The sequence below is a fragment of the Peptoniphilus lacydonensis genome (assembly GCF_900106515.1).
Taxonomy (GTDB): Bacteria; Bacillota; Clostridia; order Tissierellales; family Peptoniphilaceae; genus Peptoniphilus_A; species Peptoniphilus_A lacydonensis.
In genome coordinates this window covers 1,097,827-1,117,710 of record NZ_FNWF01000003.1, presented here as the reverse complement: position 1 = coordinate 1,117,710, position 19,884 = coordinate 1,097,827, and the positions used below count along the sequence as shown (strand labels likewise).

Sequence of the window (19,884 nt, the reverse complement as noted above, 5' to 3'; positions counted from 1 at the left end):
ATTATTTTCCTTTATATCCTTGCTTTTGAAAAAACTTATATCTACTACTATCTTTCTCTATTTTTATAATCAATTTATTTGCAATATCTACCAATGGTGTTTTTGATTTCTTCTTCAATTTCTTTTAAAAATATCTCCTTATCTTCTTTTCCATTTGCAATCTCACTTAATCTCATTTCCCATTCTGCTGTTGTTTTTGGTGATTTAAATTCATCTATTACTATTGATACTAAGTTTAGGCCCTTTCTTGTTGAAATAAGATTTCTCTTATCTCTTTTTATATAACCTTTATAAATTAGATTTTCTATTATTCCTGCACGAGTGGCTGGAGTCCCTATACCCCTTCTTTCTACTTCAATACCTTTTTCTAAAATATCATTTCCTGCTATTTCCATAGCTTTAAGTAAACTATCTTCGGTAAAATGTTTTGGAGGTGTAGTATACTTTTCTTTAATATTTTTTTCCTTTATTTCAAGTTCATCCCCAATATTCACATTAGGAAATATCATATTTTCACTCTTTTTTGGTCTATATTCTTTTAAATACTTTGTAAATCCCTCATCTTTAATTACTTTGCCAGTGTTTGTGAATTCAAAGCTATCAAATACAGCTACAATTTTTGTTGTATTTTCAACGAGTGGATATCCAACACTTGCGTTTAGTTTATTTAATATTAGTTTATACACTTTAGCTTCACTTTCTGGAAGATAAGATATATCTTTACTCAATGAACTTACTGTAGGTATAATTGCATGATGGTCGCTAACTTTTTTTGAATTAAATACAATTTTAATACGCTCTGTATCAAAATCATTTTTCCCCAAAATATTATTTATTGTACTTACAATCATATCTTCTGTTAAATACCTACTGTCTGTTCTTGGATAGGTTATATATTTCTTTTCATAAAGGCTTTGAGCATAATCTAATGTCTGTTTTGCACTATATCCAAAATATTTATTACACTCTCTTTGTAGCGTTGTTAAATCAAAAGGTAAATCTGGTTTCGTTATTTTTTCTTTTTTTACTAAATCTGTAATTTTTATTGTATTGCCTATTAAATTTATCAGCTGTTCAGCTATCACCATATTATCTATTCTATTAGTGGATAGCATAAACTTATCAAATTCTATTTCTACTGTATAATATTTTTCTTTTTTAAAATTTTCTATTTCAAAATCTCTATCCACTATCATTACCAATGTTGGTGTTTGAACTCTCCCTATACTATAATTTTCGTCATATAAGCAAGAGTAAAGTCTACTCATATTCATTCCAACAAGCCAGTCGGCTATAGCTCTTGCCTTTGCTGAGTCAAAAAGATTATCATAGTATTTTCCATCTTTTAAATTGTTAAATCCTTCTTTTATGGCAGAATCTTCCATAGATGAAATCCAAAGACGCTCTATTTTCTTTTTACAATTTGCTTTCATATACACAAGTCTAAATATAGCTTCTCCTTCTCTTCCTGCATCACAAGCATTAATTATAGTATCAACTTCTTTACTGTTCATCAGCTTTTTAAGAATATTAAATTGTTTCTTTGTGGACTTTACAATTTCGTACTTGTATTCTTTTGGAATAATAGGTAAATCTTCAATTCTCCACTTTTTATATTTTTCATCATAACTATCAGGATTTGCCATCTGAACTAGATGACCTACACACCAAGATACTCTATAATCATTTCCCTCATAATATCCATCTTTTTTGTTCTTTGCTCCTATAACCTTTGCTATTGACATTGCAACGCTTGGTTTTTCTGCTATAACTAATTTCATTTTTCCTCCTTAATTTTTTATAAAAAAAAGAGCGAAAGATTTCTCCTTCGCTCGCAATTTATCATAATCTTTACTACATCACTTATTTATTTTTTATTAACAAACTATTATCTTCTCTTAGTTTCACAAATTATTTTAGATTTTAATATAAATTTTAAAAACCGTATACTTTTCTATCGTAGATTCTTCTTGTTATACGATAGTTGAATTTCATATCTGAATGTTTCTATATTTTTATAATTTTTATTCCATTATTTAACACTTCTTCAAATGTTATATCCTTCGCATATATGTTTTTCTCGAATAAACTTCCCATCTTTTCAAAAAATTCTCATTATTAAAAATCATCTTCTTCTGGAATAATTTCTGTATCTTCTATACTTTCTTTCTCATCATTTTCTTTATCATATTCATAATCATCTTCTAATTCGTCATAATCTTCATCATCTTCAATAGTATCCTCTTCTCTTTTTTTGTAAACTTTAAAATAATATCCTGCACCTATTCCCACTAGCATTATAAGAACTATAAAAATATATAATCCTACGCCTGACTTCTTTTCTTTCTCTTTTTCTTTTTGAGGTTCTTCCTTTTTTATAGGCTCTTCTTTTCTAACTACTTTTTCTTCTTTTGATTTAGTATCACTTTCTCCTTCGATCATATTTAAAAGGTCTTGCTCACCAACTTCTGTTAATAGTTGAACATTTTCTTGGTTTTGTGAATGATCTATAATAAGGTGCATTGTCTTGCCTGATTTAGTCTGAAAAGTTAAAAATTGTCTAACATCTACAGGATTTTCTTCGCCCTCTTTTCTTACTTCTTTATCTCCAACTTTAGGAGTTAGATCTTCTCCACTTTCATCTACATTTTCCAATACTGTCCCTCTTGCTTTATTCTCCTTTGTTGCTAAAGAATTAATCGCTTTTGTATTCCCTCCTTTTACAGGTTTTGCTGGTTGGCATGAATTAATAGATCTTTCTTTTTGTTCACTTTTTACATTTTTACTATCTGGTATTTTAGGTACTTCTTGATAGGGTATTTTTTGTTTTTCATCAGAAGGATTATACACATCTTCATCAAATAAATTTTCTAATTCTTTATTATTTTCTGGAGTATATATATTATTTAGTTGACTCGTTATTTCACTTTCATTACTTTTTGCCATGGATATACTTGGTATTATTGTAAACATAAAGAGTAACACTAAGGCTACTTTTATTCCGCTTTTCTTCATCTTTAGCTCCTTTTTTATTTTATATTTTTAAATACATATACTGCTTTTTTGTTATTATCCCATTCAATGCTTTGATCTTTTCCGTCTTTTATATCTCCACAAGTTGCATTAAAAGCTTTTGCAATATTTGAAATAGAAGCATGAACTCTTCCATTTATAATTACTGGCTTAGTATCAGAATGATAAATATTTCCGTCACTATCTTTCATGACTCCTGTGTCTATATTTAATCTCAATGTTTTCTTTGGAAGAACGATATTTTCTTTATTGGAAAATATAGCTTCTCTTTTGTTGTCATCATATTCAACGTTAAATCCTAAAGTATAGGCTGTATATCTTATAGGTAACATAATATGATCATCTTGAATGTATGCCTTAACATCCATATACACAGTAGTTTTCTTTCCATCTTTTATGACATTATAGTAATTTTTTCCCACTTGAAACACGCTAAATTCATCGCTCTTACTACATGGCTTTATATTATCCTCTCTTTTACTAATAACTTCTTTAGTATCTACTACTTCTTTGTTAGTAATCTTTTCTTCTACATCTTTATCATGTTTTGTTTCTATTTCTGCTTGTTTCTTCTTAAGATTATCCAAAGTTTTTTCAAGCTTTTCCTTATCATTTATAGCTTTTTCTTTTTCCCCTGTTTTGTTTTTCTTTAGGTATTTCTCTAGTTCACTGATTCTTTTATTACATTCTTCTATTTTTTTGTCTAAGTCATTTTGGAGATTTTCAAACTCTTTTGTTTGTTGTTCTATTTTATCTTCCAAGCTTTTTATCTGTTCTTGTAATTCTTTTTTATCTTTTTCTGCTTTAGATCTTAATTCAGTTAATTCTTCTTCAAGAGATTTTACTTTCTCACAAGAATTTTCTTTATCTTCTTTTGCCTTATCTACTTGGTCTTTTAATTTTTCTAATCTTTCTTCTTTTGCCTTTAAAGTATCTTCTATTTTCTTTATTTTCTCCTCTTTTAATTCTATATTTTGATCCTTTTCTTTAATCTCTTTTTCTAATTGACCAATCTTTTCTCTTGTTTCTTTAAAACTTTTTTCATTAACTTCTGCCTTTTCACCTTTTGCTTCTAATTCCCATTTTGCAGAAGATAATTCTTCTTTTAATTTTTCACTTTCTTCTTGAAGTTTCTTTACTTCATCTCTTAGCTGTTCTAGCTCAGCTATTTGCTTTTTGTCTTTACTTTCTAGAGCACATATTTTTTCTTCTAGACCTTTAATTACTCTTTCTTTTTCTAATAATTGATCTTCTAGGCATTTCTTATCTTCTAAAAAATTATCTTCCTTATTTTTATATGAATCTAATTTCTCTTGAAGCTTTTTTATTTGATCTTTATTTATCTCTTTATCTTTATTTAAGTTTTTAATTTTCTCTTGTAAGTCTGTAATTTCTTTTTCTAAATTTTCTACATTGCTACATACCATTTCAGCTTCAATTTTATTTGTGTTTTGTAAACTTTTTTCTGAACTAGCATATATATGACTCATAGGCGATATATTTATAATACTTGCTAGTATCATTCCAATCGCTAAAACTCTATTTCCTATTCTTTTCATTACTTTTCTTCTCCTTCATTAATTTGACTTATACTTTTTTCTTTTCTTTCTTCTTCCTTATTTTTTCTTACTATATATAAAAATTCATCAAGGGATATTTTTTTGCTACGAAACTCTTTGATAACTTCCATATTCTCTAATTCTTCTTGTTCTTCTTCTAAGATTTGAAGTTCCAACTCAATATCTTCTTTTTTCTTTACTAACTTTTTTTGTTTTTCTATATTTTTAATTAGTTTTTTATTCATTTTTATCACCTTTTCTATCTTGGTCTGCCAAAGGCATAAAAGTGTTCTTTCCAATATCTTGTATTAATATTTGCATATTGAATAGGATCTCCTGCATGAATCATCATTCCATTGCCTGCATATATTCCTACGTGAGATATTGGTGTTCCAGAATTATATGTTCCTTTGAAGAAAATTATATCTCCTGGCTTTGCTTGACTAGGCGATACAGGATTACAATAATCAGTATATATTCTCCAAGCTGTTGTTCTTGGCATATTCTTTACTCCTGATTTTGTAAATGACCAACATACAAATCCTGAACAGTCAAAATTCCTTGGTCCACTAGCTCCAAAAACATATCTTTTTCCTATATGTTTTTCAGCTTCTCCAAATAATCTCCTTACTGCTACATCATCAAACTCTATACCGGGATTTCCAAAATTTGGATTATCTACTATATCCCCTAAATCTCCATAACCAGAGCCAAAATAATCTCCCATATTTCCTTGATTTTCTAATAATGATAAGTAGTGAGCCATATTAGTTTCATAATTTGCAAACTCTTCTTTTGCAATTTTATCAATACTTTTCTTGGTAATGGTAAGAGTTAATATTTTATAGGTGTATGGATTTCCATCTTTATCATATTTAGTAATAGTTTTTGATGTATACTCTTTTTTGTACATCTGATTAAAGAGTTTTTTTAGCTCCTTTTTTATTTCATCAGTCGACTTAATTTCTCCATATCTTGCTGTTAAATAACTAAATAGCTCGTGAACATCATGACCTACTGGCTCTCCTTTTATATGATATTCATCGTAGTTTGGATAATTTTCTTTAATGCTATCTATCTCATCTTGCAAAGCATATTCATAACTTGAAAATTCATTATTTATATCACTTAGCACTTCTTTTTTTGATAAGTAACTTGTAGCCATAACATTACTTGTAATACCTGAAGTAATACTTCCAATATTACTTATTTCTTTAAATAGCATGAAAAAAAGTCCTAAAATACAAAGGATAATAAAAATATTTTTATATCCCTTATTTTTTAGAACTTCTGCTGTCTTTTTACTCACATTTGTAATAGACTTTTTTATTCTATTTTTTAAGCTTACTTCTTGTTTTTTTCTGAAATCTTTCTGAAATTTTTTCTTCATAAAAAATCGATTCAATTTATTGGTATTTTGATAGGCTCTAGACTTTTTTAATTCTTCAAAATCTTTTTCAAATAATAATCTACTTTCTTTTTTATGAATTTTATTATCTAATTTCTCTAATTTTCTTTTAGTTTTTAAAGCTTTTTTTCTACGATTACGTCTAATATTTTTTCCAATAAGTTCTGTACTTCTGCTTACTTTATATGATGCATCTATTCCTGCATTATCTTCTTTTCCGCTATAAAAATAGTTTGATGCTATTGCACTTGCAAGAATTAAAGGATTTTCTAATCCTCCTTTTTTTGCTTTTTTATTATCTTTAACTAGGTCTTTTTCTTTTTTTGCTTTTTTCGAGTGTAATTTTGAGATCTTTTCTTCATCTTTTTGAAGCTTATCTTTTACCTTCAATTTATCTTCTATAAACTTATTTTGACCTTCTTCTACATTCGAACTTTCCTTTTTTGTTCTTGTATATTTTTCACTTAGATTAAAATTAGCTCTTTTACCTTCTTTTTTGTTATTATCTATAATTTTCTTTTTATTATTTAGATCTACAAAGCATTTTTCCTTTAAGTTCTTACCAGTCTTTAGTTTCTGATAATTCTTATTATCCATTTTACTTTCTGTTAAGTATAAACTTTTTGTCCTAAACTTCTTACCTTTATAATCCCTTACATTAGATCTTTCTATTTTTGTTGAAATGGACTTATCTTGAAATGAATTTTCTTGCTTGTCACTTTGATACTGCTCTTTATTCTTTCTAAAGTCATTTAGAAATCTTTTATTTCTATACTTTGAAAAATACTTTTCATCATCACTAGTATCTCTATAAGAAATATTACTATCTCTAAAGTCCATATCATAACGATCTATTACTCCATCATTATCTAAATCTTTAGACAATGGGTCATAAACTTCTAACTTATCTTTATTCTTTATTACATTCTTAGATATATGATTAGAACTCTTCTTGAAATTACTTATCCTATTTTCATATACTCTATCATTTTCTCTTTTGATTCTTTCTTCTCTAATTTTATCTTCTACTTCATTATCTTGTTTCAAGTTATCAAGTATTTTATTTTTTTCTCTATATACTCTCTCCTGTCTTTTTCTTTGTATTTTTCCCTTATCTGATTTCTCATTAACATTAGGTATATATTTATTATTTAGTTCTTGAAAGTGGCTAGAAGTTTTCTTTAGATTATCATAATTCTCAACTTCAGAAACTTGTCTGTAGCTATCTTTTTCATTCATAAAAGTGCTATTTTCTCTTTCAGAATTTTTATTTAATAAAATGGGTAAATCTTTTTTATTTTTTATAGTGTTGTTACTTATATTTTTCTTTTCCAATATAAGTTTACTTTTTGGTACATCTCTAGGATTTATTTTGCCCTTTTCTTTTTTCATAAACGCCTCCTATTTCATATTTTCTTCAATCCTTTCTTTAGCCATCTTGCAATAGTCCTCATTTAATTCTATTCCTATATATTCTCTATTCATTTTAGTAGCAACCATTCCAACTGTGCCTGATCCCATAAATGGATCTAATATTAACCCATTATTAGGACAAGCTGCTTTTATACAAATTTCTACTAATTTGGGTGGAAATACTGCATAGTGTTTTCCTTTAAAGGCATTAGTATTTATTGTCCAAATATCTCTACTATTTCTAAACTGAGGAATATTATCTCCTATATATTCTCCATATTCTCTTGCTTCATTTATGCTCTGTCTTTTAGCACCTGTATTTTCTTTTAGGTACTTATTGTCTTTTCCCCTTGCCCTTATATATCTTTTTTTACTTATCTCTTTCATGGGTTCTTTCATTGCTTCATAGTTATAAAAATATTTTTTTGATTTAGAGAGTAAAAAAATATGCTCGTATGATCTTGATGGTCTATCTTTACATGATTCTGGCATAGCATTTTCTTTATGCCATATAATATCACTTCTTAAATACCAACCGTCTTCTCTTAGTTTTAATGCAAGTTGCCAAGGAATTCCAATCAAATCTTTTGTCTTATATCCTTTTAATTTTTTCGTTACAGAAACTTTTTGACCTGTCCTTCCATTCTTATTTTTTTGGTCTTTGTATTCTTTCTTGCTTCCAGTACCAACATAAGAATCTCCTATTACAATCCATAAAGTTCCATCTTTTTTTAATACTCTTTTTACTTGGTCAAATACTTCTACTAACTTATTTAGGTACTCTTCAGGACTTTCTTCTCTTCCGATTTGACCTTTAACTTTATAATCTCTTAATCCATAATAAGGAGGAGAAGTAATACAGCAATCAAATATCTCATTAGGTAGTTCTTTTAAGGCTACTAATGCATCTAAATTAATAATATAGTTACTTTTTATCTTATTCTTCATAACTTTCTTTTAACTCCTCTGGCTTTGTTGTCATTAGTCTATATAGCTTAGTATCTTTAGGGAATCTATCCACGAATGGAACAATGGTATTCCCATAAAACAAAAGCCCTTCTCCTTCATTAGAGTTGGTTACATATGATAATTGGTAAAGTGATATATTTAGTTTATCTGCTAATATTTCTCTATCCCCAGAGGCTTGATTTAGCATCAATATAAAGTCTGTATTATCAAATATATTTTCTATTTCAGGACTAGCTAAAAGATCCTTGACATTCTGAGTTAACCCTGTTGGTATTCCCCCCCATTTACGAAATCTTTTCCAAATTTCTATTGAATAACTTGCTGTTTGTTCTTCTCTTAACAATAAATGGAATTCATCGCAATAATACCTAGTTTCTTTCTTATTCCTATTAATTGTAACTCTATTCCAAACTTGATCTTGAACAATAAGCATTCCAATTTTTCTTAATTGCTTTCCCAATTCTTTGATGTCATAACAAAGTATTCTATTTTTAGTATCTACATTAGTTCTATGATTAAAAACATTTAAGCTTCCTTTAACATATATTTCCATTTCTACCGCAAGTTTTTTCCCTACTTTTTCCTCTTGTTCCAAAAGTAAGTTATATAAATCTTCTAAAATTGGCATATTAGAAGGTATAGGATTATCAAAGTAGTTTTTATATAAGATTGGAAGACATCTATCTATAACAGAAGTTTCTTCTGCACTCAGTCCTTCTTTTCCCACTACTAATTCAAATAATGATAGTATAAAGTCAGACTTTAATGACAATGGATTATCTTCATCTGCATAATCTAAGTTTATATCTAATGGATTAATATAGTCTCTACTAGTAGGTGATATCCTTATAACTTCTCCTCCTAATGCTCTAGTTAAATTCCCATATTCGGATTCAGGATCACATATTATAATGTCATCTTGTGTAATTAAAAAGGCATTGGTAATTTCTCTTTTAGCCGAGAAAGATTTTCCCGACCCTGGTGTTCCAAGTATTAAACCATTAGGATTTTTTAACAGCTTTCTATCTGTCATTATGATATTTCGACTTAATGCATTTAAACCATAATATAAGCTTTCTCCTTCTAAACACAATTCTTCTGTAGTAAATGGAATAAAGATCGCTGTAGAACTTGTAGTAAGTCCCCTTTTCACCTCAATGTCATTCTTTCCAATAGGCAATGAGGACATAAGAGCTTGTTCTTGCCTATAATTAAGATTCTTTAATACACAATTATGTCTACCTGCTATAGAGTTTAATTGAAAAATTACGTTGCTCAATTTCTTTCTGCTTTTTTCTATATTTGTAAATAATATTGTAATTACAAACATTCTCTCGTTATGATTTTGAAGCTCTAATAAAAGTCTTTTAGCATCATTTCCATAAGTGATCAAGTCTGAAGGTAATATATCTATGTCATATCCCGATCTTATAGCTTTTTTATTTTCTTCAATTTTCATCTTATCTAGATCTGTAATTTTTCTTTTTATCATTTTAATTGCGTTTGTTTGATCGATAGAGTTTATATGAAAGGTTACAATCATATTTTCTTCAACTTCTAAAAATTCAGATAATAGTCTATCAGATAATTCTGGTGCAAGAATCTGTAAGAAATTTACTTCTCCAAAGTATTCTCCTACTCTAAACTGATTTATAGATGAAAAATTAAAAGAAGTCGGAGAAATATAATCTTTTGTGGATAAACCACTATGTTTTAAATCATCATATGAAAAAGTAAATTTTTTATCTTTATTTAAAATATCATGAATCACCTTTAATCTTTCGTATCCATCTAGCACATAAGCCTTAACTCCCATTTTCTTAAAATTATTTAGTATGTCCATTTCCATTCTTTCAAGTCTAATTGTAGCTTCTTTTATATCCTGTGCTTCTAAGCTAAAAGTGATATACATATATTTACTTAATCCATTGTTCCCTTTTTCACTTTGATTTTTTAACATCTCTCTATATTCTTTTCTTATCTCATTAAAAGAATCATCTCTATATGGGATATTAATATTTTTTTCTATTTCTTCATTTTTCCCTATTCTATTAATATATGAGAGTTCAATATCTACACTTGGATCAAAGTAATTTAAAAAGTTAGAAAATTCATTAAAAATACTTTCTTTATCTTCTTCTGTCGAAAGCTGATAATTAATATCTAAAAATCTTATCATTTTATTAAATTTATTCTTTTCTATTTGACAAACTCCATTTTTAAGCATTCTTAAATAGGGAATTGTATCTTGAACACTTTTTTTCTTTTGTTTTCTTCCATTAAAAAAAGAAAGCTCTTTCTTTTGCTTTCTTTGTCCTTTGTACTTCTTTGAACTTTCTATCTTCTTTTGACTTTTACCTATGCTTTTTAAGTCTTCTTTCTGCTTTTTAAAATTCTCTTTTTCTGCATTTAATTTTTTTTGCTGTCTTTTTTGTATTTGATTCATTTTCTCCCTTCTTTCATTTTACTTATTTTTCTTTCTATATCATAAATACAATCTGTTTTATATAGTCGAATACTGGGTTGAGTCTTTTTTTCTATCATGTACTTAAGATACTTCTCAAAATACAGACCATCTTTTTCATAAAGTGTTGTGAAAATAATAGGAAATGCTACTCCTATCATAATAAGCATAGATATATCATTTGGGAGATTTTTTCTTGATAACATATAAATAGGAAAGCCTATTACTCCTGCTATTGTAAATCCAATTAATTGTCTTTTTGTTAAATTTAATGCTACTTTGGTTTTTACTTTAGTTAAATCTTTTGGAACATTTACATATGCCATTATTCTATTTCCTCTATTCTATAAATTATCATCTCATCTTCCCTTTCTTTTTTTCTTATTTTATTTGTTATATATGATCCAATTATAATTATTGGTAATCCTATTATTCCAAACCTTTTAATTTTAAGTTCATTCTTTCTTTTATTTATTCCTTTAAACATTTCTCCTCCCTTTAATGTGCATTTAATATTGATTTTGCAATACTTCCAGATTTCATCATCGTAATTCCAAGTATTAGTGTGTAGCCAAGTAGTTCAAAAATACTCTTGTGTATATCTGTTATACTTAAAGTCTTTACAAGAACTGCGTAAATACCTACACATATAAGCAAAAATAACCCTTGTAGTCCAAGAGCAAAAAGTCCTCTAATATAATTAGTTCCTATGCTCCCCCATTCTTTGTTTCCCATAGTGGCAAAAGGTATAGCACAAACAGAGGTATAGATATATATTTCTATCATTCTTCCATAAAGTATTACCGTTATTAATACCGATATTCCTTGAATTATCATTTTTACTATAGAGGTTTCTATTACTACTGTCATAAGTTTTCCTATTGATTCATTCTTCAATGTTTCTGTCATAGCCGCTATATCCCCTGGTGAAACTTTTGAACTCACATTAGCTACTCCTGCTGCTTTTCCTATTAAACTTTGAGCTACATCAAATACTGCCATAGAAAATTCAAAAGCATGAGATACCAACCATACAGCTATCCACATTTTTATAATATATTTAAAGAAATCAAATGTATCTGTATCGTTCATATTATTCTTATTCATTACCATTTGAATTAACTCAATACATAAAACTGCAGTTATGATAAGACCTGCTATAGGAAGTATTACATTTTCACTTATTGATTTTATAAAGTGGAAAACTTCCGAGTTCCATCCACTCGGAGTTTTTCCAACTTCTGTTGCTATCGTAGATACTTTATCATTTATATCAAGAAGCATTCCACTTAAATTTTCCTTGATCATGTCTATAAGCATCTCCGAAAAAAACTCTTTGATCTTATCTACTATATTAAACATCTTATTTTAATACATTTGCTAAAAGTGGAATTAATTTAAGTCCAATAAGCACAATTCCTCCACCTGCCATAAGTTGCTTAATACCTTGAGATTTAGCTCCAGGGTTATCATTACCATAACCTTCCATTAGATTAATTACTCCCCAAGAACCAAGTCCAGCTCCAATCGCTGTTACTAATACCTTTAATACATTTACTGCTTGTGTGAAAAACTCCATTTTTTATTCCTCCTCTTTTTCTTCTTTATTTATTCTATTAATATGTTTTACAATAAAATTTTTGAATATTTTCTCCTCTTTTTTTACCTCTTTAAAATATCCAAATATATGAACATACTCACCGCTTTCGAAATCCTCTACTGTCTCTACTTTTTCTCCGTATAGATTGCAATAAATATATTCTTTTTTTGTTTTTCCATTTTCTTTAAATTTATTTACTACAGTAAAATTTGCTACTTCTCTTTTTCCTTCATTTATATCTATTGTTGTTGTTTTTATTTCTCCAACTAAATTTCCACTTATGTTTAGCATTTCTCTTTCCATATCTTATTTTCTCCTTAATTTTTTTATGATTTTTTCAAAAAAAGAACATCTATTTTTATTAGATGTCCTGATACTATGGCTATTTAATTTTTAAAGGAGAATCTCTTTCATTGTATATCTTCATGCAATCCTCCCATTTAGTATAAAAAAATACACCTAAAGTTTTTATATTCTTTAGGTGTTTATATATTTTATGTTTTTTTATTTAAAATGTTGCTATTAACTCTTTCTGAGAATTTGTTAAAATTGAGTTTTTTAGCCATATTGACTCTTTACTAATTATAGAATTAGCTTTGTTAATTATATTTTCATCTACTATGGGATATGAATATTTATTTAAGTTTATTGTCCCGTCTTTATTAATTTTTACTTCTAGAAACCTATAACTATTTATTCCTGAAACTAAAGCAGTGTCGATTAAAACCTTATATTCAGATGAAGGAAGCAGCTTTATATTTTTTAAGCAAGTAGAAATTTTTTCTTTATAATCTAATAATGTTATTATCTTTTTATATCCTGATATGTTTAAATCATTAATTAAATATTTTTCCATAAAACTTCCTCCTTTCCAAAGTTCCTCTATTAATTAAATACTTGATAAAACTCATTAATTAATTTTAAATTTGTAATAATTAATTCTCTTGCTGTTTTTAAATCTTCAATAACTTTATTTATACCTTAGACAATATTCAATTTTAATTTTATGCCTCTAAAACTTCAACTTCCATATCACTTTTTAATCTAATTCCATCCTTCTTCTTAAAATATTGTTCTATATCAAACACATTTTTCTTATCATAATCTTCAAGTAATTTATAATTTTTATGCTTAGTTATATCAAACTTATCAGATAAAAATGGTCTCACTCCTCTTAGTTGATAAATACATTTACCTCCATCCATTACAGTTATCTCATCTTGACTCATTAATTCTTTTCCAGTTTTTTGATAATTTAAACCAAAACTTTTTTGATTTGATCTAGTTTCCGACGTATTATATAGATCTATTGTTTCTTTGCCTAAACTTTCAGATAGTTCTTTTAAGGTTGTCCTTTCTTTACCACCTAAAAATAATGTGGAATCACAATTTCCTACTATGGTGTCCGCATTATCTTTATAAATTGCTTTTAGTTGAGACTGAGCTTGCAAAATAATGCAAGCTGATATTTCTCTGCTTCTAATTGTGGCAATTAGCTTTTCAAACTTTGGAATCTGACCTATATTGCTAAACTCATCAAGTAGACATCTTACATGAACTGGCAATCTTCCGCCATACTCATCATCTGCCTTATCACATAATAGATTAAATAACTGAGAATACATTATTGATACTACAAAGTTAAAGGTATCATCTGTATCTGATATTATTACAAATAAAGCAGTTTTTCTATCTCCAATTTTATCAAGCTCTAATTCATCTTCGCTCATTAAACCCCTTAATTCTTCGATATCAAATGGTGCAAGTCTTGCTCCACAAGAAATAAGAATAGATTTAGCAGTCTTACCCGCAGCAAGTTTGTATTTTTTGTATTGTTTTACTGCAAAATGATCTGGCTTTTCTTTTTCTAAAGCTTCAAACATATAATCAACAGCATTTTTAAAGTTTTCATCTTCTTCTCTAACTTCTGATGCATCTATCATAGCTAACAAGGTTGAAAAATTTTGTTCTTCTTTTGGTGCTTCATAGTAAATATAACCGATGAGGGCAGTATAATAGAGCTTTTCTGCCTTAATCCAAAAATCTTCAGTTGACTTTTCACCTTCACCTTTTGTATTTGCAATGATTGTTTGTACTAATTTGAGTATATCTTTTTCACTTCTAATGTAAGCGAATGGATTGTACTTCATAGACTTTTTAAAGTTAATGGTATTTAAAATTTTTATCTCGTATCCATTTTTTTCTAGCATTTTCCCACATTCTAATACTAATGTTCCTTTAGGATCAGTAACTACATAAGACGAATGCATTTGCATGAGATTTGGCTTTACGAAAAATCTTGTCTTTCCTGAACCAGAACCACCAATGACAAGAACATTTTTATTTCTTGCATATTTAGGATTCTGAGGGCGATTATTCATTGTAAGTCTCTCTGTTTGAGTTAGTAGAATGTTATTTTCAAACTTTTTATCAATATATGGCTCTATATCTTTTTCGTTCCCCCATCTTGCAGATCCATACTCTTTACCTTCTCTAAATTTTTTTGCTTTTTTCTTCTTTTGTATTAAAACCAATTTAATAATTAATGCTAGTATTACCCCTGCTAATATATTTCTTATTTTAAACGAAAGAAAATAATTTAAACTATCAATTTGACTAGAGGCTACCATAATTCTATCTAATATATCTCCTCCTTCATAGGAGTTTATATGACTAGCTAGTATATTTCCTATATAAAAAAATACGAGATATGGAAGATTTTCTAAAATAAATCTTTTCTTATCTCGTATGTGAAATACATTCTTTATATCTTTCATTACTTCATTAAGTATTTTCGTCTTGTTCACTCCCTTTCTAAAAAATTAATAACTCTCTTATCAGTTTTGTTTATTTTTTATACCTTATTACTGGAACTTTTTTTACCTTTTTACCTATTCTTTTTCTTTCCAAAGCAAAAATCATATCTTCACTTCTTTCAAAATATCCTAAATCTTTATGATAACTCATTCCACATTTACAATGTAATAAACCTATAAACTGTTGCTTCATTTCCCTTTTACATCTAGGACAAACATTTTTCTTCATTTCATACACTTATATACTTATATTTTACTTTCAAAGGTAACTTTCAATTTCTTTCCTAATGCATCTGCAAGTCTATCCAAGGTTTTAATAGAAGGATTAGCATTACCATTTTCTATTTTACTAATATCCCCTTGGGCAATACCTGTCATATCTGAGAGTTCTCTTTGAGTAAGGTGATTCTCATTTCTTCCATCTATCATAGCCTTTATTATTTGAAATTCCACCTCTAAATTATCCCATTCTTTTTTAAATTCGGGGTTTTCCATTTCTTCCTTTAAGGTATCTCTAAAATTTTTACTCATTTTTATAACTCCTTCTCTGATAATCTTCCCTATATTGCTTGGCTAATTTAATTTCTGACCTTGGTGTTTTTTGTGTTTTCTTTATAAATCCATTAGTCAATATCACTTTATTTCCTATGACAAAAAAATATAGAACTCTTGTTATGTTTTTTCCTAGTTTCACTCTTAACTCAAATATTCCATCTTCTAAATGTTTTGAATATGGCTCTCTAAGTTGATTCCCCTTTATTTCTAAGAGTTCTAAGTTTCTAAATACTTTAGCCCTCATTTTTATATCCAAAGATAAGAGGAATTCCTCTACTGGATAGCTTCCATCTTCCTTTTCATAATATTCAACTATAAATTGATTCATTCTATCTTTTCACTTTCATTTTATAGGATATATCCTATATTGTCAATCTTTTCCCTTATAAACTTTGCTCTTGATGTTTATGCTTAACCTTATCCTTATCCGTTGTAGCTTTTACTTTCTCTTTGAAGTTAGCTAATTTTTCTATAACAGATTCTTTTTTCATGGACTCTTCTCGAGTAAATTTATATACAGTTTTCTTAAAGGCTTGTTCCATTATCTTTTCATCTTTTGCTTGAAAAAATATAATATTATTTCCGCTTTCTAAATCTTTTTTTATTGAAAATTTAACTCCATATCTTTTTAATTCTCTTTTTAAAGTCTTTAAATCTATATCATTAAGCTCTAAGGTTTCTACTTTTCCTTTTTTTACCAGATCTTTTACTTTAACTTTCTTAAATTTGCTAATTGCCCCTGTCTTTTCTAAGCTTGCTTTTTGCTTATTTATTTCTAATATTTTTTTCATTAAGTTTATAACTTGCTTAGCTGTTACTACTCCAGCTTTTTTCATTATGGCAATTGTTCTACTATTGATATCGTCATTTTGCATTTACTCACCTACTTTCATTTATTTTTTAATATTTCATAGGCTAATTTCGACTTTTCTTTCATTTTCTCTATTCTTCTGTTTTCTCCCGTAAATATAATTGGGCTACATATTTCAAGTATTCTTGAGTAAATTCTTTTATCTTTTATTGTTTGAGGGTTTGTTAAGGCTGATATACTTAAATTCGTAGTTATAATCAGAGGTTTACCTACTCTATATCTACTATCGATGATATTAAAGATGTGTTCTGCTGCAAAAGCTGTGTCTCTTTCCATTCCAAAGTCATCTATAATAAGTAGTTGCTTATTATTTAGCTTTTCAATATATTTACTTTTGTCAATTTCAAAGTTTGTCATATCATTTAAAATTACTGAAAAGTTTGTCATCTTAACTTTTATTTCTTTTTCTAAAAGACTATTAGCTATGGAACTTGCAAGATAAGTTTTTCCACATCCTACATCTCCTGTTAAAATTAAACCTATATTATTTATATATATATCATCAAATTTTTCTACATAATTTCTTGCTACTTCTTCATGTTCGCTGTCTTTATCCATGTTAGCAAAGTTCCAATTTAAAAGTATAGGATCATCAAAGCATTCTTTTTTTAATCTATCAATCTTTAAAAGATGATTAATCTTCTGCCTTTCTTCTTCCTGCTGTTTTTGTTTTTCTTGTTTACACTTACATAAAATAGGTACTTTTTTTCTTTTTCCTAAAAAGTCAATTTCTTTTTCCATTGGACTTTTACAATGTGAGCAATATTTTAGTCCTGTTTTTTGATCTATATAACTTTCATTATTGTCTTTTTTTGAAAAATATATTTTTTCTAATGGTTCTATATTGTTTTCTAAAATATCTTTAATTGATTCCATAGAAATTTCACCTCCTATTTCATATTTAAAAATTCTTGCCAGATATCTTCATCTCTACTATAGTCATATTTTTTATTGTTATTATTACTGCCTTTTATAATTTCCATATTTTTAATATTTTCATCTGCATTATATAAGAGTGTAAGCAAGTAAGCGTTTATATTTCTTATATCTTTGGGTGCGTTTTCTTTTAAATATGTCAATACATAATCTATATGTTTATAGTTTAGATTTAGAATCTTTTCTTTTAACTTTTTATGATCTATCTTCAGCCCACCTATGTGAATGCTTTTAGAATTATTTAATGCTCTTACCAGAACATTTATAATTACATCTACTTGTTTCTTATCTTCTATCCTTGATTTCTCAAATATTTCATAAGATATATTATTTTTAATCTTTTCTTTTAATTTTGCCTCCTCCAAAATTGTTCTATCTAAATTTTCTTCTTCATATTTTAAGAATGCTATGGAGGTGGGATTATTAAAATCAGTATTACTAATATCAGTATTATTAATATTAGTATTATTAGAGTCCTCTTTTAAAACTTCTTGAGATTTATTATTGAAACTTCTTGAAGTTTGATTTTTAAACTTCTGCAAGTTTACTTTTGAAACTTCTGTAGGTTTATTGTTTCCTGTGTATATAAAGTTCTTTACATAAAGTAGATTTGGCTTGCCAAGTCCCTGTCTCTTTTTTTCTAATAGCCCTATTTCTTCGATTTCTTTCATTATCTTAACGGACTTATTTCTACCCCAATTTAACACTTCCATAATTTCTTCTATGGTGTAAATGATATATACTTTGTTTGACTCATCTAACCATTTGTTTTTTAGTGACAAACTCATTCTATCTAATAAAATTCCATATAAGACTTTAGCTTCTACTGACATACTATTAAAATATTGATTAGTAAATAAAGATTTTGGAATTCTAAAAAACGAATATTGTTCTGCTTCATTACCATAGTAATATTCAAATTCTACTATTTCTTTCATCTTACACCCCCTTTCTTAGTACAGAAAAAGAGACAGCATATCTTAATTTGCTATCTCTTCTTGAATTAATTTTTATGTTTTGTTTTTATATTAATTTTATTTTTTTATTCACCTCTTCTATTAATTCTACTACAACACATCCTAACGCTGGAATTCCATAAGGACTAAAAAGAAATGCTAATATAATGGCTTCAACTGCAAGATTTTTTTCTCCGTTAATAACAGATCCTAAAAACCCCATTATTGCAATAAAAGATATTAATTTAAAAAATACCGTACTAAGTCCCAATATAAAAGTTAAAAACATAGCAATAATACTTAGTGCTATACTAATAGGAAAAAGTATGATTTTAAAAATCACTCTAACTATTATCATATCCTCTTCAATCCTTTTTACCTAAATTAAATTTATTTTGTGAATTCAACAAAAAGATGACAGATTCAAATTAAAATCATCTTGTTTAAAAATTTTGTGGAAGCCTTTAAACCTTGATTTAACTTAATTATTGTATCTGTCACCATTATACTATTCTCCCCTGAACCAGAAGGACCCATAATCGCTATTGACTCAGACTTTTTTAATGATAAAGATATGTCTTTTAAAATATAGTTACTTCCATCAAAAGTATGGTAAAGGTTTTTTACTTTAATAACCTCCATAAAATCATCTCCAATTTTAAAGAAATAAGACCACCAAAATTATAATTAACTTAAAGGCGGTCTTATTATTTAATAGTTTCTTTCATTATTTAGGACTAACTTTAAGCAATTGCTATTTGGCTTATAGCATTGAAACTACTGTTTTAACCAGATTTTCTAGAAACTACTTTACTTTCGTTAGCCTTCATTTCTTGTAGTTTAAGTATTTTATTTGACATTGCATTTCACCTCCCATTATAACCACCTCGGCTCAAAAACCTACTGCGTACAAACTTCATGAAACCATGAAGAATAGTCTAACAATCCTATGTATTAAAATTATGATTTTAAAATATAGGATTGTTAGAATCTATATCAAAACTCATATATGTATCCCATTTATATATATCATATTTAGGCAATACAAAAGGTTCCTCTGCCTTTTGTATTTTTGTGAAAAAATCATTAACATCGTGCATATAATCTAAATATCTAAAGTCCATGATATCCACAGTTACAACCTCTACCTTGTATTCAATTTTAATTACTACTCTTTATTTTGATAATATTATTTCGCTTAATATTTGTCAAGAATTATTTTAAATTTATAGAAAATTATAAATAAAGATTTTTTAGATACATTTTTACAATTTATTGCAAACAAAAAGACCCTGTTTCCAAGG

At 27.4% G+C, this 19,884-nt stretch carries 22 protein-coding genes; all 22 read right to left on the bottom strand.

Annotated elements, in window-relative coordinates; all coding sequences use genetic code 11:
• Window positions 1–74 precede the first annotated feature (74 nt).
• The 22 genes from BQ5450_RS07040 to BQ5450_RS06940 all read right to left on the bottom strand — a co-directional run bounded on the left by BQ5450_RS07040 (window position 75) and on the right by BQ5450_RS06940 (window position 19,222).
• Entirely contained in the window at window positions 75–1,781 is a 1,707-nt protein-coding gene (locus tag BQ5450_RS07040) for a DNA topoisomerase 3 (RefSeq protein ID WP_071126410.1), read from the bottom strand.
• A 337-nt stretch (window positions 1,782–2,118) separates the two neighbouring features.
• Window positions 2,119–3,015 (bottom strand): CD1107 family mobile element protein, encoded by an 897-nt coding sequence (locus BQ5450_RS07035; RefSeq protein WP_044564916.1) that lies wholly within the window; start codon window positions 3,013–3,015, stop codon window positions 2,119–2,121.
• A 14-nt stretch (window positions 3,016–3,029) separates the two neighbouring features.
• On the bottom strand, window positions 3,030–4,592 hold the full coding sequence (locus tag BQ5450_RS09510; RefSeq protein ID WP_071126409.1) for a stalk domain-containing protein: 1,563 nt from the start codon (window positions 4,590–4,592) through the stop codon (window positions 3,030–3,032).
• Window positions 4,592–4,837 (bottom strand): hypothetical protein, encoded by a 246-nt coding sequence (locus BQ5450_RS07025; RefSeq protein ID WP_010248092.1) that lies wholly within the window; start codon window positions 4,835–4,837, stop codon window positions 4,592–4,594. Before BQ5450_RS07025 ends, BQ5450_RS09510 begins: the two co-directional genes overlap by 1 nt.
• 14 nt (window positions 4,838–4,851) lie before the next feature.
• Window positions 4,852–7,392, bottom strand: a complete 2,541-nt coding sequence (locus tag BQ5450_RS07020) for a CD1108 family mobile element protein (protein ID WP_071126408.1) — start codon at window positions 7,390–7,392, stop codon at window positions 4,852–4,854.
• A gap of 9 nt (window positions 7,393–7,401) precedes the next feature.
• Window positions 7,402–8,361 carry a DNA-methyltransferase gene (locus tag BQ5450_RS07015; RefSeq protein WP_071126407.1) on the bottom strand — a complete coding sequence of 320 codons (960 nt, stop codon included), beginning with the start codon at window positions 8,359–8,361 and terminating at the stop codon, window positions 7,402–7,404.
• The gene (locus BQ5450_RS07010; protein ID WP_071126406.1) at window positions 8,351–10,828 is read right to left on the bottom strand and encodes a VirB4-like conjugal transfer ATPase, CD1110 family; all 2,478 of its coding nucleotides are present in this window, start codon (window positions 10,826–10,828) and stop codon (window positions 8,351–8,353) included. Before BQ5450_RS07010 ends, BQ5450_RS07015 begins: the two co-directional genes overlap by 11 nt.
• Window positions 10,825–11,172 (bottom strand): PrgI family protein, encoded by a 348-nt coding sequence (locus tag BQ5450_RS07005; protein ID WP_071126405.1) that lies wholly within the window; start codon window positions 11,170–11,172, stop codon window positions 10,825–10,827. The genes BQ5450_RS07010 and BQ5450_RS07005 overlap by 4 nt, the downstream gene beginning before the upstream one ends.
• Complete coding sequence (locus BQ5450_RS09065; protein ID WP_022620852.1) at window positions 11,172–11,333, bottom strand: hypothetical protein; 162 nt, start codon at window positions 11,331–11,333, stop codon at window positions 11,172–11,174. Before BQ5450_RS09065 ends, BQ5450_RS07005 begins: the two co-directional genes overlap by 1 nt.
• 11 nt (window positions 11,334–11,344) lie before the next feature.
• Complete coding sequence (locus BQ5450_RS07000) at window positions 11,345–12,208, bottom strand: VirB6/TrbL-like conjugal transfer protein, CD1112 family (protein ID WP_010248107.1); 864 nt, start codon at window positions 12,206–12,208, stop codon at window positions 11,345–11,347.
• 1 nt (window position 12,209) lies between these two features.
• Window positions 12,210–12,425 carry a Maff2 family mobile element protein gene (locus tag BQ5450_RS06995; protein ID WP_044564909.1) on the bottom strand — a complete coding sequence of 72 codons (216 nt, stop codon included), beginning with the start codon at window positions 12,423–12,425 and terminating at the stop codon, window positions 12,210–12,212.
• Window positions 12,426–12,428: 3 nt separating this feature from the next.
• Complete coding sequence (locus BQ5450_RS06990; protein ID WP_071126404.1) at window positions 12,429–12,749, bottom strand: single-stranded DNA-binding protein; 321 nt, start codon at window positions 12,747–12,749, stop codon at window positions 12,429–12,431.
• Between the two features lie 205 nt (window positions 12,750–12,954).
• Entirely contained in the window at window positions 12,955–13,302 is a 348-nt protein-coding gene (locus tag BQ5450_RS06985; protein ID WP_071126403.1) for a type II toxin-antitoxin system RnlB family antitoxin, read from the bottom strand.
• Between the two features lie 148 nt (window positions 13,303–13,450).
• Entirely contained in the window at window positions 13,451–15,223 is a 1,773-nt protein-coding gene (locus BQ5450_RS06980; RefSeq protein ID WP_071126402.1) for a VirD4-like conjugal transfer protein, CD1115 family, read from the bottom strand.
• A 70-nt stretch (window positions 15,224–15,293) separates the two neighbouring features.
• On the bottom strand, window positions 15,294–15,491 hold the full coding sequence (locus BQ5450_RS06975) for a hypothetical protein (protein ID WP_044564905.1): 198 nt from the start codon (window positions 15,489–15,491) through the stop codon (window positions 15,294–15,296).
• 17 nt (window positions 15,492–15,508) lie between these two features.
• Entirely contained in the window at window positions 15,509–15,793 is a 285-nt protein-coding gene (locus tag BQ5450_RS06970) for a type II toxin-antitoxin system RelB family anti-toxin (protein ID WP_010245412.1), read from the bottom strand.
• Complete coding sequence (locus BQ5450_RS06965) at window positions 15,786–16,145, bottom strand: type II toxin-antitoxin system RelE/ParE family toxin (RefSeq protein ID WP_010245415.1); 360 nt, start codon at window positions 16,143–16,145, stop codon at window positions 15,786–15,788. Before BQ5450_RS06965 ends, BQ5450_RS06970 begins: the two co-directional genes overlap by 8 nt.
• Window positions 16,146–16,200: 55 nt before the next feature.
• Complete coding sequence (locus BQ5450_RS06960) at window positions 16,201–16,692, bottom strand: PcfB family protein (RefSeq protein WP_071126401.1); 492 nt, start codon at window positions 16,690–16,692, stop codon at window positions 16,201–16,203.
• A 14-nt stretch (window positions 16,693–16,706) separates the two neighbouring features.
• The gene (locus BQ5450_RS06955; protein WP_071126400.1) at window positions 16,707–17,564 is read right to left on the bottom strand and encodes an ATP-binding protein; all 858 of its coding nucleotides are present in this window, start codon (window positions 17,562–17,564) and stop codon (window positions 16,707–16,709) included.
• 14 nt (window positions 17,565–17,578) lie between these two features.
• The gene (locus tag BQ5450_RS06950; RefSeq protein WP_071126399.1) at window positions 17,579–18,562 is read right to left on the bottom strand and encodes a replication initiator protein A; all 984 of its coding nucleotides are present in this window, start codon (window positions 18,560–18,562) and stop codon (window positions 17,579–17,581) included.
• An 85-nt stretch (window positions 18,563–18,647) separates the two neighbouring features.
• On the bottom strand, window positions 18,648–18,938 hold the full coding sequence (locus BQ5450_RS06945; RefSeq protein WP_071126398.1) for a CD1845 family protein: 291 nt from the start codon (window positions 18,936–18,938) through the stop codon (window positions 18,648–18,650).
• A 65-nt stretch (window positions 18,939–19,003) separates the two neighbouring features.
• On the bottom strand, window positions 19,004–19,222 hold the full coding sequence (locus tag BQ5450_RS06940) for a hypothetical protein (protein WP_071126397.1): 219 nt from the start codon (window positions 19,220–19,222) through the stop codon (window positions 19,004–19,006).
• Window positions 19,223–19,884 lie beyond the last annotated feature (662 nt).

Coding starts and splice junctions, on each gene's coding strand:
- BQ5450_RS07040 (WP_071126410.1), bottom strand. CDS start 1,781: ATGAAATTAGTTATAGCAGAAAAACCAAGCGTTGCAATGTCAATAGCA.
- BQ5450_RS07035 (WP_044564916.1), bottom strand. CDS start 3,015: ATGAAGAAAAGCGGAATAAAAGTAGCCTTAGTGTTACTCTTTATGTTT.
- BQ5450_RS09510 (WP_071126409.1), bottom strand. CDS start 4,592: ATGAAAAGAATAGGAAATAGAGTTTTAGCGATTGGAATGATACTAGCA.
- BQ5450_RS07025 (WP_010248092.1), bottom strand. CDS start 4,837: ATGAATAAAAAACTAATTAAAAATATAGAAAAACAAAAAAAGTTAGTA.
- BQ5450_RS07020 (WP_071126408.1), bottom strand. CDS start 7,392: ATGAAAAAAGAAAAGGGCAAAATAAATCCTAGAGATGTACCAAAAAGT.
- BQ5450_RS07015 (WP_071126407.1), bottom strand. CDS start 8,361: ATGAAGAATAAGATAAAAAGTAACTATATTATTAATTTAGATGCATTA.
- BQ5450_RS07010 (WP_071126406.1), bottom strand. CDS start 10,828: ATGAATCAAATACAAAAAAGACAGCAAAAAAAATTAAATGCAGAAAAA.
- BQ5450_RS07005 (WP_071126405.1), bottom strand. CDS start 11,172: ATGGCATATGTAAATGTTCCAAAAGATTTAACTAAAGTAAAAACCAAA.
- BQ5450_RS09065 (WP_022620852.1), bottom strand. CDS start 11,333: ATGTTTAAAGGAATAAATAAAAGAAAGAATGAACTTAAAATTAAAAGG.
- BQ5450_RS07000 (WP_010248107.1), bottom strand. CDS start 12,208: ATGTTTAATATAGTAGATAAGATCAAAGAGTTTTTTTCGGAGATGCTT.
- BQ5450_RS06995 (WP_044564909.1), bottom strand. CDS start 12,425: ATGGAGTTTTTCACACAAGCAGTAAATGTATTAAAGGTATTAGTAACA.
- BQ5450_RS06990 (WP_071126404.1), bottom strand. CDS start 12,749: ATGGAAAGAGAAATGCTAAACATAAGTGGAAATTTAGTTGGAGAAATA.
- BQ5450_RS06985 (WP_071126403.1), bottom strand. CDS start 13,302: ATGGAAAAATATTTAATTAATGATTTAAACATATCAGGATATAAAAAG.
- BQ5450_RS06980 (WP_071126402.1), bottom strand. CDS start 15,223: ATGAAAGATATAAAGAATGTATTTCACATACGAGATAAGAAAAGATTT.
- BQ5450_RS06975 (WP_044564905.1), bottom strand. CDS start 15,491: ATGAAGAAAAATGTTTGTCCTAGATGTAAAAGGGAAATGAAGCAACAG.
- BQ5450_RS06970 (WP_010245412.1), bottom strand. CDS start 15,793: ATGAGTAAAAATTTTAGAGATACCTTAAAGGAAGAAATGGAAAACCCC.
- BQ5450_RS06965 (WP_010245415.1), bottom strand. CDS start 16,145: ATGAATCAATTTATAGTTGAATATTATGAAAAGGAAGATGGAAGCTAT.
- BQ5450_RS06960 (WP_071126401.1), bottom strand. CDS start 16,692: ATGCAAAATGACGATATCAATAGTAGAACAATTGCCATAATGAAAAAA.
- BQ5450_RS06955 (WP_071126400.1), bottom strand. CDS start 17,564: ATGGAATCAATTAAAGATATTTTAGAAAACAATATAGAACCATTAGAA.
- BQ5450_RS06950 (WP_071126399.1), bottom strand. CDS start 18,562: ATGAAAGAAATAGTAGAATTTGAATATTACTATGGTAATGAAGCAGAA.
- BQ5450_RS06945 (WP_071126398.1), bottom strand. CDS start 18,938: ATGATAATAGTTAGAGTGATTTTTAAAATCATACTTTTTCCTATTAGT.
- BQ5450_RS06940 (WP_071126397.1), bottom strand. CDS start 19,222: ATGGAGGTTATTAAAGTAAAAAACCTTTACCATACTTTTGATGGAAGT.